Genomic DNA, 14,315 nt, shown 5'->3' on the forward strand with positions numbered 1-14,315 from the left:
GGGACAACCTCCTATGACTGACCTTATTTCTCCTGACTGGGTAGAAAACGACGCTGGCAATACCAATGCGGCACCAAACGGTGTTCAGGGCTCTTACAGCCCAAGCCAGATCGCGCCAATTCTGCGCGCAATGCGTGGTGCGACAAAACGTTTTTATAACCAGACCAACGGCATGTACACGAGTACCGGCACTGCCACGGCGCTGGTGCTGACTTTCGTTCAGGCTCCACCGGCCTATACCAAGGGCGTGATCTATCGCTTCTGGGCGCACATCACCAACACCGGCGCTGTCACCCTGAACGTGAATTCGCTTGGGGCAAAGGCCATTTTGTCGTCTCGTGGCGAAGCTCTTTCGGCGGGACAACTCGCCATCGGTGAACTGATCGAAGTCGTTTATGATGGCTCAAGCTTCCGGCTGCTCGGCAATGAGAAACACAATCCCAAGTTTACGGGCGCACTTACTGCCAACGTGGCGACGATCACGACCGGTGCTGTCACCACCCTGACAGGCAACACGGCTGCTTTCACGGGTGCCCTATCCGCGCTGTCCTTCTCCGGTGTCGGCACGTCTCTCACTGCCCTGAACGCATCTAACCTGACATCCGGAACGCTTGCGAATGAGCGGCTGGCTGGCAACTACAGCTTTGGCGCTCTTACTCTGTCCGGAACGCTTCAGTCCGAATATATCCAGATCCAAACGGCTGGCGTGTCACCTACTCTCCGTCTGCGAAGCAATACGGCTGTCGAGATTGGTCGCCTGTATGCCAACGCCAACGAACTGGTACTTCGTAAGTACAATGCGACGACTGGTGCCGGTGAAGGCTTCATCCGCATTGAAGACGGTAGCGCGACCGGCCTGAAGCACAACAACAGCACCGTATGGGACGCTGGCAACCATGGCGCAAGCTCCGGTCTCGATGCGGATCTGCTCGATGGCCAGCACGGGTCTTATTACCGTGATCTCGCCAACTCGACCGGTACGATCCCTAATGCTCGTATCGGCGGCTCGTATGACGGTATCGATACGCTTACGTCGAACCGTCTCCGACTTCTGGCAACGAACGATGCTTCGGCCACTTCCACGGCCCATGCCTTCCAGATTGGCCTTGACCCAAGCACGAACATGATCATCGACAACAACGAAATCATCTGCCGTGAAAATGGCGTTGGTATCGGTCTGTATATCCCGTTCGGTCTCAACGTAGACGCCGACTATTTTGTCAAAAAGGACGGTACTGAATACTGGCACGCGACGAACGATGGTTCGGGCTCTGGTCTCGACTCCGACTTGCTCGATGGCCAGCACGGCTCATATTACCGCGATCTGGCCAACTCGACGGGTACCATCCCGGATGCTCGTTTGGCGGCTTCGACCTATAATATGGCCGCTCTCAACCTGTCGAACCGCCTTCAGATTTCCGGTAGCTCACCTTACATCAGTTTCATCGACACCACGTCTGGTGAGTTGTCGGCTCGACTCCATGTGAACAGCAACAACGTGTACTTCAACGCGTCGTCGGATGACGTCACTTTCTCGGAAGTCTTCCGGTTCGAACTTGATGCGAAGCGTGGTTATGTCGCCGGTTCGATCATCCTCACCGATGCCAACCTTACGACCAATTACGTCTATGGCAAAATCGGTACGCTCCCAATCGCTAACGGCGGTACGGGCGCAACTACGGCGGCTGCTGCTCGTGGTACCTTGGGTCTCGGTAACGTCGCGACGGATGATGTTGTCCCGGTTTCCCGTGGTGGCTCTGGTGCGACGTCTGCTTCAGCCGCTCGTACCGCATTCGGTCTTGGCCAGTTGGCGACGGCGGACTTCAGCGATCTCGTCTATTCCGGTTCAAGCGCGTCCAACCTGTCGTTCCCAGTCGGAAGCTACATCTGGGTCTACCTACAGGGCGGTGCGGTGAACCGTGGCGCATCTGCCGCCATCTACCTTCGTGCCGGTGACAGCACGAAATACGTCAACGTCGCAAGCGGCAATGGCACTGCTCTCACTGGCACTTGGCGGGCACACGGCGCGCATGACGGCGACGGCTTCGGTCTGTTCCGTAGAACGGCATAAGGAGTCCGACCATGACAACCATCACCAAAGTAACGAAAATCGCTGAGAACTTCGACCGTGATGTTCTCAGCATCACCTATGACACCGTTGCCGAAACCGGTGTCGTATTCACCTATGCGCCCGCTGATCCGTACGCCGGATCGTTCCATGCGGTAGTCGGTCAATGGCTGATTGACAACGCGGGCTCGTACACGATCGAACCGTATGTCGATGTCGTCAAGACGCCGGACATGATCCGGGCTGAGATGCCAGCACTCACGTCCAGACAGTTTTGGATGGCGGCGGCGAACATCGATGTAGATAAGGACGTTATCGTCGCGGCTATCAAAGCTAACGTTCCTGACTTAATCGACCGCAAGATGACGATCGCAGAACTTGAGGCAGGTACCTTTGACCGTCTCAACCCAAGCGTTACTGAAATCATGGCCATGCTGGAGATTCCGGCTGAACAGGTCGATGCTCTGTGGATGTGGGCGGCTAAGCTGTAACGGCTTGGTACGAGCCTGTAATGGCAAGCGCTACCTGTGGAGACGAACGTTTTCCGTTGTATTTTTACACGCTAAAGGTTAGTAGCGATGACTAAATTATGGTGGGTGGTGAGACAAAATGCCGATTATCAAGGGAACTTCAAAAGACAACAAGTTGGTCGGAAACTCTGACCTTTGGGGCGTTACAAACGAGATGTATGGCTACGGCGGCAACGACACGCTTGAAGGCGGCTTCTATGCCACGAACTATATCTGGGGCGGTATAGGCAACGATACGATAACCGGTGGGACACAGGTCAATCGCTTATACGGTGAAGACGGCGACGATTACTTGAGCGTCTTTTGGAGCAATACAGACAGTCAACTCTACGGGGGTGCTGGAAACGACACGCTGGAAGCAGGTGGCGGCGGCGTTTACCTTGATGGCGGCACCGGAGCCGATCTGATGGTAGGCGGTAGTGGGGGTGACACGTTCATTGTCGATAACGGTAAGGACGTCATTTGGGAGACTTGGGTTCCATCGTTCGATAACGAGCCGAATCCCGTCGATGTGGTCAAAACCAGCGTTTCGTACGCGTTGGCCGTAGACGCCAAAATCGAAGTTTTAGAAACAACGAAAGTTACTGGAACCAAGGCAATTAAGTTGACGGGTAGTGATTCCGGCCAGACGATCGTTGGCAACGCCGGAAACAACGTCCTCGATGGGAAAGCCGGTAACGACATACTGATCGGCGGGTTGGGTGCCGATACGTTGATTGGTGGGGCCGGTAACGATACCGCTTCTTATGCCGGTTCTAAAACGGGTCTAACTGTTAGCCTTACGAAGCCTACACTCAACACCGGCGAAGCTGCTGGTGACACATTCAGCACCGTCGAGAACGTTGTCGGGTCGTCTTTTGCCGATAAGCTTCAGGGTGACAAAGCTGCCAACAAACTCACCGGTGGAGCGGGCAATGACCAGTTGTCTGGATTTGACGGGAAGGACAGCCTGTTAGGTGGCGCAGGTAATGATAAGTTGAATGGTGGCCTCCATAACGACACTCTTACAGGCGGCGCAGGGAACGACACGTTTGTTTTCTCTACAGCCATCGGAACGACCAACGTAGACAGCTTGGCCGATTTCAGCGTGAAAGATGACGTCATCCATCTGGAGAACGCGATATTCACAAAGCTGACTGGCACTGGAGTTCTCACCGCTGACCAGTTCACGGCCAACAAAACGGGTCTCGCAACCGACAAAGCTGATCGGATAATCTACGAGTCGGATTCAGGTAAGCTTTTTTATGATGCGGACGGAAGTGGCAAAGGCTTAGCCACCCAATTCGCTACGCTGAAGACGGGCCTCGCCCTACTATCTGACGACTTCTTTATCATCTGATACTGAAGGTCCAAAACTTCGCTATGTCACTTGGCATGGCCGTCAATGTTTGACCGGCCATGCCTTTAACTGCCCCTGAAACTATAATGAACATTTCGGAGGATCCCGGACGCCGTGGGGTTAAGAACCATCTCTGAGGCAGTGTTTGATGAAGTGCTTCACGCGCCGTTCTTTGTCACGTTCGTCCAACAGCCGTTGATAATGCTTCCGGAGTTCGGCAGCAGCGATTTTCCCGGCGATCCAATCCTCGACAGCGGCCAAGTAGGTCGGGTCGTCCTCAAATTTCAATCCAACAGTATGAGCCTTGTCGCGAACCGACTCAAAAATCTCGCGGCGTCTGTTACTCATCATGTAGCCCTGAACTCCAGCAACCTTCTTTGCGTAATGCCTCGACCGACACGCCCCGAAATAACCGCAGAGTATGACGTTGTTCCGCCCAATCGCAAGCCGCAGCCGATCGCTACAATTGCCACCGGCTTTGACCCCTGTCCAGTTCAGAGCCGTGTTTCCACCGCTATACCAGTGGACACAGATGGCAGCCCATGCTTACGGGGCCTACGCGGGTATAAACGAGGCAATCTCGTTATCGGAGGAAAAGTGGCCTTCGTCCGCGCATCTCGCGACTGAGTACAGACAGGAGCTTGTTCTGATGGCAGCCCTTAGATCCTTTGCGGTCATGGATGCTACGAGCCGTGTCTCATTCCAGTCTGTCTACCAGCTAATGAAGTATGCCGACCCATTAGGCTTTCTCCAGCAGCGGCTTCTGGAACAGGGCAACTACCACACGAACATGGTCAAGCGAGCATCTGATGACGCCCGTGACGCTTTCATCACGTCATACGAAGCCATCAACTGGTCAGAGGTCGGCGGACTCCAGCGGTTTCGTAACACCGCCCTCGCCCATGCGACCTTTGAAGACTTTAGCCAGAGCGTGACTTACGGCGCTCTTGAGCGTTTAGTCCACCTTCAGTGTGAAATGTGCCATCAACTGAATTTGCTTTACAAGGGATCAGCGGAACATCCGATTCAAAGACTGAATCACGCTCGTGCGGTATCAAGCAACTTCTGGCTCGCCGTAATCAAAGCTGACGCCGATAAATCGTTAGACTGGTAGAGTTCGAAACAGGTCTATTTCGGCTTTGCGTCGAACCCCTTTGCTTCAGTGTGTGGTCAGGTTCTTAGGCTTCGGACCCGGCTTTGTCGAGTACGGCCTACGGTTATTTGCTTGCGTCTTACGAGTTGCCCATCGGCAGTTTTCAGGGCTGTAATTGGCGTCATTATCGCGCCGATCAATCGTGTAACTGGGGTCTGGCTTGTATCCCATCGTACGGATGAAATGCTCCAGTGAATCAAATTCACACTGGATACCACGACCGCCATAGTCCTTGTATTGCGGAAGGTTTTCGTCGTTACAACGTTGAACGATGTTACGATAAGCTACAAACAGTGTCCGTCTTTCAGGGTCGATAGCGTTACTGAATTTCGTGTAAGTACCGCAGTTCTTGCGAACTTCATCCATGTCGGCATTGGCGCGGCGAATGTTGGCCGAATTGTCGATCTCATCGAGTTCATTTTTGTAAGACGATTTAGAGATCGTTACCGCAAGATCATCGGCAACTCGTTCGAGCCGTTCGATGCTGGCAATGAGGCTGTTTGCGCAAAGAGATGTAGTAGTGAAAATGGTGTTTGAAGTGGTCATCGAATAAATCTCCTTAAAAATCGGTGGCAGCTGTGTTTCTGCCATACGCAAATATTTAGAGATTTTCGAATTTCTGAATTCGGTAATTCGAGCTATATCGACCAACTATTTTCCAGAAACAGCGATTTATTTTAGCCGTTCGAATTTCGATAGATATCTCCAAACAAAGGAGATAATCGCATGGCAATCAAAGTCATTTGGTTTGGGAAAAACGATCCAAACACCACACTCAACATCATCCAAAGGAACGGCAAGAAGGTTGCTCTGGTCACGGTGATGAACATCGAAACGATCAGCAAAAATGTCGCGAAGATCGACAGCGAGACAGCCGTGTCATTCGCTATTGAGGAAGTGCCGTTGGCCGCTGCTCGAAAAATGCTCGCGGATGTCGAGCCCGGCGAGCCTGCTTTCATCGTACTTGAGTACGGTAAGCCGGTCGACGATGCGGTAGCTCAGGTGGTTGGGGAATTTGTCAGGCGGTGTGTTAATTCAGTTCAGGCGGCATAACGCAAGTTAAGGGGCTTGATAGCCGCCCCAACGTTTGCTACATTACCTTAACGCAAGTTACTGTATTTGCTTGCTAATTTTTACCCGGTTAATCCCACCTCTTCCGCCATCAGCCGATCGCATCGAAAAGAGTGGCAGCGTTCCATACACGTCATGTCTGTGATGCCTGCGGGCTTTTTGCCCTTGAAAAAAGCGTACCGCTCGCCATTTCGCAACTTCCTGTTTTAACCATGCGTGAAATGATGTCCGATAGCACAGCCTATACCGAATCCGCGAAAATCCTCCTGCTGGAGGATGATCTCCTTCTTGCCATGGACATGGAGGATTACCTCCTCGACCGTGGACACGAAGTCGTCGGACCGTTTGGACGTCTGGTCGATGCGCTCGATGCCATCCCTCGCAACGAGCTTGCCGGCGCGGTGGTCGATCTCAACCTGCACGGCGAGTTGTCCTTTCCGGTGATCGAGGAACTGCAGGCACGTTCTGTCCCCATCATCGTCTGCACCGGTTACGCCGAGCTGCCGGAAGTCAAGACGAGGCTGAAGGGATTGCCGCTGCTTCCCAAGCCCTGGACGGCCCACAAGCTTTCCTCGCTGATGGAAGAGACATTCGGGGCCACTCAGGAACCACGTGACGCGCCTTCGTCGAAGATCCGGAACTAGGCGCTCGGGCGCTCATCACAGTTCGTTCTGACACAGTTTCGACGCGGCGCCTAAAGGGGCAGCCGCGCCGGAGTTCCGAACTTCAGTCGAATGACGGTATCGGGAAGGTGATCCGGCAAACGAGGCCAGTCTCGGCATAGTCTATTTCGACGTTCCCTCGGAGTTCATACTGGATGCTTCGCTCCACCAGCGTCGTACCAAAACCCTGTTGCTCGGGTGGCGTGACGGTCGGGCCGCCAATCTCCTGCCAGGTGAGCGTAATGGTTGCCTTTCCCTCCTTCACGGCGTCGCGCACCCAGCTGATCGCGATATGACCGCCATCCTGTGACAGTCCGCCGTATTTCACCGCATTGGTCGTCAGTTCGTTGAAGACCAGGCTGAGCGCCAGCGCGGACTTCGGGTCGAGATGAACGGTCGGACCGGGATCGATCACGAACCGGTTGCCGCGGCCCTCCATATACGGTGCCAGGGTTCGACGTACGACGTCGGCAAGCTCCGCCTTGCTCCAGTTCGTTTCGAACAGGAGCGCATGTGCGTCAGCCATCGCCCGAAGCCTGCCAAGCAGGTTCGACGCGTAGTCATCGACCGTGTGACTGCTCTTTGCAGTCCGGCGTACGAGCGACATGACCATGGCCATGGTATTTTTCACCCGATGGCTCAGTTCGCGGACGAGCAGTTCCTTCTGGTTCTGCGCACGCCGGTGCTCGGCTTTCTCGTGAGCCTCCGCCAGTGCCCGCTCGACGGCAGCGGGCAAGCGTATCAACCGTTGCTTCAGAACGTAGTCCGTCGCGCCACGCCGAAACGATTCGATTGCGGCCTCCTCCCCGAGGATACCGGAGACAAAGATGAATGGTATCTCCGGCACCTCGCGGCTTGCCATGTCCAGCGCCGCCATACCGTCGAAATCGGGCAGCGAAAAATCCGAAAGGATGAGGTCGAAATCGCGCGCTTCCAGCGCTTTCACAAATTCACCGCGGTTGCTGACGAGACGGATCTCCGGCTTTTTCGTCAACAGTTCAAGCTGCTCGCGGATCAATTCGGCATCGAGCGGGCTGTCCTCCAGCATGAGTAGGCGTGGATTGTGCTGCACTCTGTTAGCCTCCGTCTTTGGCGCGGTATCCAGGAGGTGGTTCATTCAAGAGAGCCCAAAATACCCCGAGATCCTGAATGGCCTTGAAGAACTGCTTGAACTCGACAGGCTTCACGACGAAGGCGTTGACGCCGAGCTCGTAGCTTCGCACCAGATCCTGCTCTTCCCTCGACGACGTCAGCATGACGATCGGAATGTGGTGCAGTCTCTCGTCTTTCTTGACACGCTCGAGGACTTCGAGACCATCGATCTTGGGCAGTTTCAGATCAAGCAGCACGACGGTCGGATCGCCGGACGGGCGACCTTCATGAATCCCGGTTCCGAAGAGATAATCGATCGCCTCGGCGCCATCGCGAGCAACGACAATCTCGTTGGCAAGCTGGCACTTTTCCAACGCGGCGAGCGTGAGTTCCAGGTCGCGTGGGCTGTCTTCGACAAGCAGTATCGGGCGTAGTTCAGGCATGGGCGCGGCCTTTCTTCTCAGGGCCTGGCAGGGCAAAGACAAAGGTTGCGCCCTTGTCCACTTCCCCATGGGCGGTAATGCTTCCGTTATGGCGTTCGACGATCCTGCGCACAAGAGCAAGGCCGATACCGGTCCCCTCGAAGTCTTCGGCGCGCTGGAGCCGCTGGAAGACCCCGAACAGCTTGCCGACATAAGCCATGTCGAACCCGACGCCGTTGTCGCTGACGCTAAAGGTGGTCACATCGCCTTTGACGGAGCCCCGGACGCGGATTTCTGCGGGGTTGCGGTGCCTGCTGTACTTTACCGCGTTTTCGATAATGTTGAACCAGACCTGCCGCAACAGCGTGGCATCACCCCAGGCGGTCGGCAAAGGCTCGATCGACCACGAGATGGCTCGGTCGTCCTGGTTCAGAATCACGCTCTTCACAACCTCGGCGACAAGCTTGTTCATGTCGACATGCTTATGGGTGATCGAGGCACGCCCCAGCTGCGAAAAATTGAGCAGGCCATCCACGAGCCTGCCCGCTGCCAGTGCCGAATCGGAGATGGTCCGAAGGTAGTGGCGCGATTTTTCGTCGAGACTGTTTTCCCGGTCTGTCAGCAACTGAGCGAAGCCGACGATGTGCCGGAACGGCGCCCTCAGATCGTGCGACACCGAATAGGAGAAAGCTTCAAGCTCCTTGTTGGAGCGCTGCAGTTCGCTGGTGAGTTCACCCAGCTCTTCGGCCTTTCGCAAGACGATCCCGACGATCGCGTTGCGAAGGTCGCGTGCAGCAGAAAGTTCTGCTTCGCTCCAGGCCTGAGAATGGAGCCGGACATTTTCGCTCCAGGCCTGAAAGGATTTCCGCGGATGGATACGTCCTTTTTCCTGGACGATCTTATGCGGGTCTCCAGCCCACTGGACCGTGCGGATCACCTCGGGCCGGAACCAGATCAGCCAGTTCTCGTAAAGCTCGGACAAACGAATGGCGATGATGCCGCTTGCCTCGCCGGCAAACGCTTCAGCCGATGGAAAGTCCGCAGCAAGCGATGTGGTGGCGAAGATGTCGTCGTCCGCTCTGCCGGAAAGCCAGCCGACGATGGAGCGAACTTCGTCGTCCGTCGGGGTGATCCCCACCTTGTGGCACTCTCCCTGTGCAATAATGGCGGCTCCCGAGGCCCCAACCTGCGCGACCAGATCCTTCGGCAAGGTCTCCAATCCCTCGCTCCAGGACGAAGCAGATGTCATTGCCCGCAGAAGATCACCGGAGATGCGCGCCAGCTCGACGCGGCGGGTGGCGTCCTGGGAGTGAACTTGCGCTGCGATCCGCATGGCGAGCGACTGGACGACAAAGTCGCAGGCATCGCGCACCCTGACCGGAACCATGTGAGGCTCGGCGCTATGGCAAGCGACAAGCCCCCAAAGGCGTCCGTCGATAATGATCGACATGGACATGGATGCGGCCGTGCCCATGTTGTGCATGTATTCGAGATGCACCGGCGAAACGCTGCGCAGCTGCGAGAAGCTCAGATCAAGCGGACTGCCTGTGGTCCCGATCTCGCGACCAGCGTCTATCGGCACAGGTTCATAGGATGCGTCGGGAATGACCCGCAAGCGATTGGCGGCGTAGAGCGCACGTGCCTGTGCCGGTATGTCGCCCGCCGGGAAACGCAGGTCGAGATACGATGGCAACCTGCCATTGCCTGCTTCCGCGACAACGTGTCCGTTCCAGTCGTCGTCGAACTTGTAGACGAGGACGCGATCGAACCCTGTCAGGTCGTGAACAAAGCGAGCGGCCGCCGCAAGCGAACCCGCCACATCCGCCTGCGTCGACAGAACCTGCGCAAAACCGCGCAAGCGCGCAAACAGGCTGCCGAGTGTCTGCGTTCCCGAACGTTCGACTTCCAGGATGACAAGTCCACCAGATCGATGCGCCGTCAGTGTTGCATCGGAGATATCTGTCTGGAAAACGGCTTCGCTCGACTCATGCCAATTTTTAATGTCGTCATTCAGTGGATCAAGGATCGCCGGCGCCGGACCGCCGAGGCGCAGATCGGCACCAAAAAATGCGCCGGCATTGCGGCTTGCCTGCAGGACCGTGAGATCAGCCGGCCGCAGAACGATCAGCGCACCATGCGGCTGGATCGCACCCGGTATATGGATCGGCTCCTGCGCGCAGGATTCCAGGTTGATTTCCGATCGATCCAAAATGCTTTTTCTCCCTCATCTCCGCCCGCATTCCACCGCGGTTCAGAGCCAAACAGGCTTCTAAATTAGTCCTGTCGTTTCACAAGCCAAAATACAAACTGGACGATTCATGTAAACCGAGCCGCTACCCATCGGCTCGGAATCGAGGGAACTTCGCCGTCCCAACTTCATTATTCGCTGACAAACACGAGCAAGATTCGGATGAATGCCAATGGTCCTCAAACAGTGATTGCTCACCTTTACGATTGTCGGCGCCGCGTCTCTTCGCGCCAGAAGAACTCCAGTTCCACGCAAGCGCGATTATCTAGCCTGCCCTTGTCGGAATCAATCGCGACAGTTAGGGGACAATGAATGTCTAAAGAAACCGAACACACGAGCCAGCCATCCGAACAGGCCATTGGCCTTTTCCTGCAGGACGGCGATGGCGACAGCCTTACCGACGTGCTCGTCGAAGCGCTTTACGAAGCATTTCGCATCATGGACGACGACGTCTCTACCGAAACCTACCACTAACGCGCTAAAACGTACACTGGCGGCGAATGAGCGGACGCGACGCCGGGCCTGAGACGGCCCGCCCGTGGAGATGCTGAGTAGCGTTCGGCGAAACGGGTCGTTTCGATCAATAGCGGGGATAGAATGGCCACCGGGGCCGGCTGTCATGACTGTCGTGGTCATATAATCCCTGCCGTTACCTTCCACGAAATTGTCAGTGGGGCGGACATTGGTGGTGCCTGCGTGCTTTTGCGCGTCAACGCCTTCATTTCCGTTGCAGATTGTTCTAGAGACATTCGCTCAAACCGCCGGAAAGGCGGCACTACGACTGATAGGTAATATCGCCGATGCTCAATTCGCTCAGAAACGCAGCCCGCTCCTGGGTCGCAAAACTCCTGCTCCTGGTTCTTGCCGCATCCTTCGGCATCTGGGGCATTTCGCACTCCCTGATCGGATCGAACAGCAATACCGTCCTGACGGTGGGCGATCAGCAGATCTCGTCTGAAGAGTTCAGGCTGGCCTATCAGCGACAGGTCGCCAATATCGGTCGTCAGTTCGGCGCACCGCTGACCGCGGAACAGGCACGTGCATTCGGCGTCGAGAACGAGGTGTTCGCACAGCTCGCCGCAGGCGCTGCACTCGATCAGCTTTCCGACGACATGAATCTCGGTCTTTCAGAAGACAAGCTCGGTATCCTGATCAGCGAAGACCCTGCATTCCAGGGCGTCAACGGTCAGTTCGACCGTGCCTTGTTCACCTCCCGCCTGCGCAATGCCGGCCTTCGCGAGGACGATTACATCAAGGAGCGCAGCAAGGTTGCTGTCCGCAGCCAGATCGTCGAATCGGTGTCCGACGGGTTCAAACCGCCGCAGGTTCTGATCGATGCATTGAAGCAGTATCGGGACGAAAGCCGCACGGTCGAATATCTGCTTTTGTCGAACGCCAATATCGATCCCGTAAAAGCACCGACGGATGATATTCTGGCGCAATGGTTCGAAGGTGCGAAGAGCCGCTATCGTGCCCCGGAATACCGCACGTTTGCCTATGTGAAGCTGCAGCCATCCGACATCGCGGATGCGTCTTCGATCACCGACGAGCAGGCGCGGGCCGAATACGACAAGCGGATCGCCAGCTTCAAGACGAGCGAGACGCGCACCATCGAGCAGCTGCCCTTCCCCAACATGGAAATGGCAGAAGCTGCGGCGACGCAGTTGCGCGCCGGAACGACGACGTTCGACCAGGTCATGGCGGACCAGGGCAAAACCGCAGCCGACGTTCGCCTCGGCGACTTTACCCGCGACGCTGTTCCGGATGAGGCAATTGCAGAAGCGGCCTTCAAGCTTGGCGCGAATGGCGGCATCACGCCAGCCGTTCAAGGTACATTCGGTCCCGTCATTTTGCGGGTCTCCAACGTTCGCCCGGAAACCACCCGCGCCTTCGACGAGGTCAAGGGCGAGTTGCGCCAGCAGATGGCGGTCGCGGCCGCCTCGCAGGAACTCAACACGGCACATGACCGCTTCGAGGAGTTGCGCAGCAACGGGACGACGCTTGAAGACGCAGCAAAGGATCTGAACCTCAAGCTCGTCACGGTCACGGCCAATGCATCCGGTCTTGATCCGCAGGACAAGCGCATTGCGGATCTCCCGAGTGGTACCACGCTTTTGACCGACGTCTTCCGCACCGATCCCGGCGCCGATACGCTGCCGCTGACGGTTGGCACGGACGGCTTCGTCTGGTTCGAGGTCCGCAACGTCACGCCGGAACGGGAACGTCCGCTTAGCGAAGTCCGCGACCGGGCCGTTGCCGACTGGACGGCTGATCAGCAGCGTCAGGCGCTTTCGGCACGCACGGCCGACCTTAAGGGTCGCCTCGACAAGGGCGAGACGCTGGCAGTGATCGCTGAGGATCTCGGCGTCGCGATCGAAACGAAGTCCGGCCTGCGCCGCAACGGCGAGGACGCCATCTTCGGCAACGAGGCGATTGCGGCAGCCTTTGCCGGTCCGGTCGGCGTGACTGGAACAGCGCTCGGATCCGACGGCGAGAGCCGCCTTCTTCTGAAGGTGACGGCGGTCGATCAGGCCACGAGCGATGCGCTTGCCGGCGACGAGCAACTCCAGCGCATGGCCGATTCTGCCGGCGATGACATGCTCGATCAGATGGTCAACAGCCTCAAGAACACCTACGGTGTTTCGATCAACCAGGCCGCCGTCAATCAGTCGGCTGCGCCCGCGCAATACTAAGCGACTTGAGAGCCAAAGAATGCCTGAGCTGAAACCCTTCATCGCCAAAGTTGCTGCCGGGGAGAGCCTCACGCTGGATGAGGCGCGTCAGGCGTTCGACATTCTGATGTCCGGCGAAGCAACGCCCTCGCAGATCGGCGGGTTTCTGATTGCGCTGCGCGTACGAGGAGAAACGGTGGCGGAGATTTCCGGCGCCGTAACGACCATGCGCGAGAAGATGCTGCGGGTCGACGCACCAGCCGATGCCGTTGATATCGTCGGTACCGGTGGCGATGGTGCGGGCACCTACAACATCTCGACACTGGCGTCGATCATCGTGGCTGGTACGGGCGTTCCCGTCGCCAAGCATGGCAATCGGGCGCTGAGTTCCAAATCGGGCACGGCGGACGCTTTGTCAGCCCTCGGTGTCAACCTTGAAATTGGCCCGGAGCGTATTGCCCGCTGTATTCGCGAGGCCGGGATCGGTTTCATGTTCGCCTCGATGCACCACGCCGCGATGCGCCATGTGGGGCCTAGCCGCGTCGAACTGGGCACGCGGACGATCTTCAACATTCTGGGTCCTCTCTCGAACCCTGCAGGCGCCAAGCGTCAGTTGCTCGGCGTTTTCGATCCGAAATGGCTGCAGCCGATCGCAGAGGTGCTGCGCGGTCTCGGCTCCGAGACTGTCTGGGTCGTACATGGCCAGGGTCTGGACGAGATCACCACGACAGGCGTGACGCAGGTCTGCGCTCTGGAGGGCGGCAGTATCCGCTCCTTTGAACTGACCCCAGCCGATTTTGGCGTGCCGCAGGCAACGCTTGCCGACCTCAAGGGTGGTGACGGCATCCACAATGCGAAGGCGTTGCGGGCGGTTCTCGGCGGGGCGAAGAATGCATACCGTGACATTTCACTCTGCAACGCGGCGGCAGCCCTCGTCGTCGCCGGAAAGGCCGAAACGCTGAAGGATGGCATGACGATCGCCACGAACGCGCTCGAAAGCGGCAATGCCGCTGCAGCGCTTGACCGGCTTGTGGCCGTATCGAACGAGAAGGATTGAG

General features: G+C 56.9%; 14 protein-coding genes. 9 read left to right on the top strand and 5 right to left on the bottom strand.

Annotation, left to right across the window (positions count from 1 at the left end; genetic code table 11):
• The first annotated feature begins 13 nt into the window (after nucleotides 1-13).
• From IFT59_RS07715 to IFT59_RS23275, 3 genes are all read left to right on the top strand, one after another.
• On the top strand, nucleotides 14-2,071 hold the full coding sequence (locus IFT59_RS07715; RefSeq protein WP_192086557.1) for a hypothetical protein: 2,058 nt from the start codon (nucleotides 14-16) through the stop codon (nucleotides 2,069-2,071).
• 11 nt (nucleotides 2,072-2,082) lie between these two features.
• Nucleotides 2,083-2,559: a hypothetical protein gene (locus IFT59_RS07720; RefSeq protein ID WP_192086558.1), complete on the top strand. Its 477-nt coding sequence runs from the start codon at nucleotides 2,083-2,085 to the stop codon at nucleotides 2,557-2,559.
• Between the two features lie 118 nt (nucleotides 2,560-2,677).
• On the top strand, nucleotides 2,678-3,937 hold the full coding sequence (locus IFT59_RS23275; RefSeq protein WP_192086559.1) for a calcium-binding protein: 1,260 nt from the start codon (nucleotides 2,678-2,680) through the stop codon (nucleotides 3,935-3,937).
• Nucleotides 3,938-4,057: 120 nt separating this feature from the next.
• Here the strand turns inward: IFT59_RS23275 and IFT59_RS07730 are convergent, their stop codons facing one another.
• Entirely contained in the window at nucleotides 4,058-4,288 is a 231-nt protein-coding gene (locus IFT59_RS07730) for a hypothetical protein (protein ID WP_206758575.1), read from the bottom strand.
• 298 nt (nucleotides 4,289-4,586) lie between these two features.
• Between IFT59_RS07730 and IFT59_RS07735 the strand changes: the two genes are divergently transcribed.
• Nucleotides 4,587-5,051, top strand: coding sequence for a hypothetical protein (locus IFT59_RS07735; RefSeq protein ID WP_192086561.1), 465 nt, complete (start codon nucleotides 4,587-4,589; stop codon nucleotides 5,049-5,051).
• A 45-nt stretch (nucleotides 5,052-5,096) separates the two neighbouring features.
• On the opposite strand, the gene IFT59_RS07740 is transcribed toward IFT59_RS07735, so the two are convergent.
• Nucleotides 5,097-5,636: a hypothetical protein gene (locus IFT59_RS07740; RefSeq protein ID WP_192087173.1), complete on the bottom strand. Its 540-nt coding sequence runs from the start codon at nucleotides 5,634-5,636 to the stop codon at nucleotides 5,097-5,099.
• 180 nt (nucleotides 5,637-5,816) lie between these two features.
• Here IFT59_RS07740 and IFT59_RS07745 point away from each other — a divergent pair, with 180 nt between their 5' ends.
• Both IFT59_RS07745 and IFT59_RS07750 read left to right on the top strand, forming a co-directional pair.
• The gene (locus IFT59_RS07745) at nucleotides 5,817-6,143 is read left to right on the top strand and encodes a hypothetical protein (protein WP_192086562.1); all 327 of its coding nucleotides are present in this window, start codon (nucleotides 5,817-5,819) and stop codon (nucleotides 6,141-6,143) included.
• A 242-nt stretch (nucleotides 6,144-6,385) separates the two neighbouring features.
• Nucleotides 6,386-6,805: a response regulator gene (locus IFT59_RS07750; protein WP_082476293.1), complete on the top strand. Its 420-nt coding sequence runs from the start codon at nucleotides 6,386-6,388 to the stop codon at nucleotides 6,803-6,805.
• 82 nt (nucleotides 6,806-6,887) lie between these two features.
• Here IFT59_RS07750 and IFT59_RS07755 read toward each other — a convergent pair whose 3' ends face one another.
• The 3 genes from IFT59_RS07755 to IFT59_RS07765 are packed head-to-tail and all read right to left on the bottom strand — an operon-like array spanning nucleotide 6,888 to nucleotide 10,546.
• Nucleotides 6,888-7,895, bottom strand: a complete 1,008-nt coding sequence (locus IFT59_RS07755; protein WP_342366078.1) for a sensor histidine kinase — start codon at nucleotides 7,893-7,895, stop codon at nucleotides 6,888-6,890.
• A gap of 4 nt (nucleotides 7,896-7,899) precedes the next feature.
• On the bottom strand, nucleotides 7,900-8,358 hold the full coding sequence (locus tag IFT59_RS07760; protein ID WP_062456905.1) for a response regulator: 459 nt from the start codon (nucleotides 8,356-8,358) through the stop codon (nucleotides 7,900-7,902).
• Nucleotides 8,351-10,546, bottom strand: a complete 2,196-nt coding sequence (locus IFT59_RS07765) for an ATP-binding protein (RefSeq protein ID WP_192086563.1) — start codon at nucleotides 10,544-10,546, stop codon at nucleotides 8,351-8,353. The genes IFT59_RS07760 and IFT59_RS07765 overlap by 8 nt, the downstream gene beginning before the upstream one ends.
• A gap of 351 nt (nucleotides 10,547-10,897) precedes the next feature.
• Between IFT59_RS07765 and IFT59_RS07770 the strand changes: the two genes are divergently transcribed.
• The 3 genes from IFT59_RS07770 (at nucleotide 10,898) to trpD (ending at nucleotide 14,314) form a co-directional block, all read left to right on the top strand.
• Complete coding sequence (locus IFT59_RS07770; RefSeq protein WP_092662350.1) at nucleotides 10,898-11,059, top strand: hypothetical protein; 162 nt, start codon at nucleotides 10,898-10,900, stop codon at nucleotides 11,057-11,059.
• A gap of 326 nt (nucleotides 11,060-11,385) precedes the next feature.
• Complete coding sequence (locus IFT59_RS07775) at nucleotides 11,386-13,278, top strand: peptidylprolyl isomerase (protein ID WP_062456911.1); 1,893 nt, start codon at nucleotides 11,386-11,388, stop codon at nucleotides 13,276-13,278.
• Nucleotides 13,279-13,297: 19 nt separating this feature from the next.
• Nucleotides 13,298-14,314: an anthranilate phosphoribosyltransferase gene (gene trpD / locus IFT59_RS07780; protein WP_113110505.1), complete on the top strand. Its 1,017-nt coding sequence runs from the start codon at nucleotides 13,298-13,300 to the stop codon at nucleotides 14,312-14,314.
• Nucleotide 14,315: the final 1 nt, after the last annotated feature.

This window comes from Rhizobium sp. CFBP 8752, assembly GCF_014842035.1.
GTDB lineage: Bacteria > Pseudomonadota > Alphaproteobacteria > Rhizobiales > Rhizobiaceae > Neorhizobium > Neorhizobium soli.

What these genes read in the sequence shown, in the direction of transcription:
- IFT59_RS07730 (WP_206758575.1), bottom strand. Translation starts at nt 4,288, where the DNA reads ATGATGAGTAACAGACGCCGCGAGATTTTTGAGTCGGTTCGCGACAAG.
- IFT59_RS07740 (WP_192087173.1), bottom strand. Translation starts at nt 5,636, where the DNA reads ATGACCACTTCAAACACCATTTTCACTACTACATCTCTTTGCGCAAAC.
- IFT59_RS23275 (WP_192086559.1), top strand. Translation starts at nt 2,678, where the DNA reads ATGCCGATTATCAAGGGAACTTCAAAAGACAACAAGTTGGTCGGAAAC.
- IFT59_RS07770 (WP_092662350.1), top strand. Translation starts at nt 10,898, where the DNA reads ATGTCTAAAGAAACCGAACACACGAGCCAGCCATCCGAACAGGCCATT.
- IFT59_RS07750 (WP_082476293.1), top strand. Translation starts at nt 6,386, where the DNA reads ATGTCCGATAGCACAGCCTATACCGAATCCGCGAAAATCCTCCTGCTG.
- trpD (WP_113110505.1), top strand. Translation starts at nt 13,298, where the DNA reads ATGCCTGAGCTGAAACCCTTCATCGCCAAAGTTGCTGCCGGGGAGAGC.
- IFT59_RS07760 (WP_062456905.1), bottom strand. Translation starts at nt 8,358, where the DNA reads ATGCCTGAACTACGCCCGATACTGCTTGTCGAAGACAGCCCACGCGAC.
- IFT59_RS07735 (WP_192086561.1), top strand. Translation starts at nt 4,587, where the DNA reads ATGGCAGCCCTTAGATCCTTTGCGGTCATGGATGCTACGAGCCGTGTC.
- IFT59_RS07775 (WP_062456911.1), top strand. Translation starts at nt 11,386, where the DNA reads ATGCTCAATTCGCTCAGAAACGCAGCCCGCTCCTGGGTCGCAAAACTC.
- IFT59_RS07715 (WP_192086557.1), top strand. Translation starts at nt 14, where the DNA reads ATGACTGACCTTATTTCTCCTGACTGGGTAGAAAACGACGCTGGCAAT.
- IFT59_RS07720 (WP_192086558.1), top strand. Translation starts at nt 2,083, where the DNA reads ATGACAACCATCACCAAAGTAACGAAAATCGCTGAGAACTTCGACCGT.
- IFT59_RS07745 (WP_192086562.1), top strand. Translation starts at nt 5,817, where the DNA reads ATGGCAATCAAAGTCATTTGGTTTGGGAAAAACGATCCAAACACCACA.